This is a genomic window from Hyphomonas polymorpha PS728 (genome assembly GCF_000685315.1).
In the GTDB taxonomy this organism is placed as follows: domain Bacteria; phylum Pseudomonadota; class Alphaproteobacteria; order Caulobacterales; family Hyphomonadaceae; genus Hyphomonas; species Hyphomonas polymorpha.
This window is the reverse complement of sequence record NZ_ARYM01000051.1, coordinates 1-2,001: the sequence shown is the minus strand read 5'-3', so window position 1 is coordinate 2,001 and position 2,001 is coordinate 1. Positions and strand designations below refer to the sequence as shown.

5 protein-coding genes are annotated in these 2,001 nt (G+C 61.3%); all 5 read right to left on the bottom strand.

All coding sequences use genetic code 11. From position 1 onward, the window contains the following. Positions 1-681 (bottom strand): phage/plasmid primase, P4 family (locus tag HPO_RS19280; protein WP_277813447.1); only part of this gene is annotated, 681 nt, incomplete at its 3' end. Between the two features lie 76 nt (positions 682-757). Then, positions 758-940, bottom strand: a complete 183-nt coding sequence (locus HPO_RS20670; protein ID WP_157532935.1) for a hypothetical protein — start codon at positions 938-940, stop codon at positions 758-760. A 293-nt stretch (positions 941-1,233) separates the two neighbouring features. Next, a complete protein-coding gene (locus tag HPO_RS19270) occupies positions 1,234-1,557 on the bottom strand; it encodes a DUF2190 family protein (RefSeq protein ID WP_035602818.1) in 324 nt (107 codons plus the stop codon). Further along, entirely contained in the window at positions 1,554-1,778 is a 225-nt protein-coding gene (locus tag HPO_RS19265; RefSeq protein WP_035602816.1) for a phage head-tail joining protein, read from the bottom strand. Before HPO_RS19265 ends, HPO_RS19270 begins: the two co-directional genes overlap by 4 nt. 1 nt (position 1,779) lies before the next feature. Further along, positions 1,780-2,001: phage major capsid protein (locus HPO_RS20780; RefSeq protein ID WP_035602814.1), on the bottom strand; the 222-nt coding region annotated here is incomplete at its 5' end.

Below are 2,001 nucleotides of genomic sequence, written 5' to 3'. Positions count from 1 at the left end.
GTCATCGAAGCCCCCCGTAAGCGCAATGCCGATCATCCGAACGCCATGCTTCCGACTCTTGTCGCGTTCAAATCCCCGCCGAACCAATTCGTCCGCGAACGCCCGCACATACCCGGCGCCCGCGCCGCTGCGGTGACAGTAGTGAGTCCACGAGTCGAACAGCTCAGACGTTTTCGTTTTTGATCGGGGGTCCCGCCGCGTGCATTCGTCCAACCAGGCGCCGAAGAGGTCGGTAGCCTCGCGATACGACTCAACCGCCGCAACAATCGGCGCCGGTATGCCCAGCCCCGACTCCTGCCATTGAAGGGCGCCGCGCACGGCCCATGCCATCACACCGGGCAGCTCTTCGGCAATGATACGCCTATCGAGGTCTGCCACCCGCTCCGAAGCCGGGATTTGCTGGCCGAATTCCACGGGCACCAGGCGCCGCCAAAAGCCGTCCCCGGCATCCTGTACACCAGGAAGAAAGTTGCCCCGCAACCAGGTGGAATGAGTGGGCATGAAATCGAACGCTTCAGAGTACAGACGGCGCGCGGCGATCCTTTCCCGCGAAGTCACCTTCTTGACCTTGTAGTCATCGAACACGTCGCCACGCGAAGTCTCATTGATCGAAGCAAGGCGGACGCCGTGAAGCCGCGTCACCTGCCTTTCGGACTCCGAGTCGCTAAATTGTCCGCGCACAAGCAATGCCTTGTTTCCGGATTGAAGATGGCGGGATCGTCCAGCAAGAGGGCGGCGCGCCGTTTTGCAACATGGCTCATTCTGCGGCCCTCCGCTTGGCGAGCGCCAGCATGGCCCCGCGTGACATGACCGGCTTGGCGTCGCGTTTGGCTTTCCGCGCCTGCCTCTGCCAGTCTTCAAGATCGTTCATAAGGTCGGCTTCGGCGGCCAGGCGGATACGTTCGCACCGTCGCGCGTCTTCAAGGATCGCGGCACTCATGAGGGGCCACCAAGTGTCTGCGAGCTTGCCTTCTTGGGCCAGTCGCGCTTGGGAAAATTCATATTTCCGGCGCTCTTCAGGGGTACGCTGAGGAATTTCTTGGGCTTCGGGGAAATCACTGTAAGATTTCGCGCGTATATGCGATTTCGCAGCTTGTGTTCTGCGCGTGAGCTGACTATTTCTCATGCCACGGCCCTCCTTCGGCCGCACCGTTAAGGCTGAAAGGCCCGCCTTCGCCCGGCGGGCTTTTCTATTTCTGGCACTCGCCTTGCAAGCGATATGCCGTAAGGTGCCTAGAAGGCCGCGAGGCGAACGGCCACAGAGGTCGCGCCACTGCCCGCCACCGCAACAGCAGCGCCAATGACGTTATCGTTGCCGGTGCTGGGCTCTTCGCACTCAGTGCCAGACCAGGCCACTTCGTCACCGATGGCGAGCACTGAAGCGCTGGCCTTCGGAAGCGTGAAGACACCTTCGCAGGCAATATCGACGGGCTGGCCTGCCAGCGCATCACCGGCGGCAATGCCCGTTATCTTGCCAACTTGGACAACGCCGCCACTAGTGACGTTTGCAGGGGCCGGAATCGTCAGAGTGCGGCCGGGTTGAATGTAGTTTTTCATGAGTCAAAACCTTTCGAGGTATTGAAGAGGATAGTGTTGGGGATGGGCTTGGCGTGCCCCGCAATCTCGCGATCAAGTGCGGCGATAGCGGCGGCCATCTCTCTATCGCTAGAGTAGGTCACCTCTTCGCCGTTCTGATCGCGAACGCGGCGCACGCCGTTGGAACGGGCTTTTATAAGCCCGTCCCGTAGCGACGTCAGTTCACTGACCGTGAGGGCCACATTAGTCCCCCGCGTTGCGATAGCCGCCGCGCCAGTCGATGGCGCCAGCGCCGAAGTCCAGAACGATACGCATTTCCATGCCCAGCGTGTTCCAGCCCTCGCGGGTGGCGATCTGCGGGCCTTGTGCGCCAGACAGGTAGGCATGTTCGAAGCAGGCGATCTGCGCCGGGTCTGCCATAACGTACCAGGCCGACTCATCCGTCAGGCGCGGTTCGACAAGCAG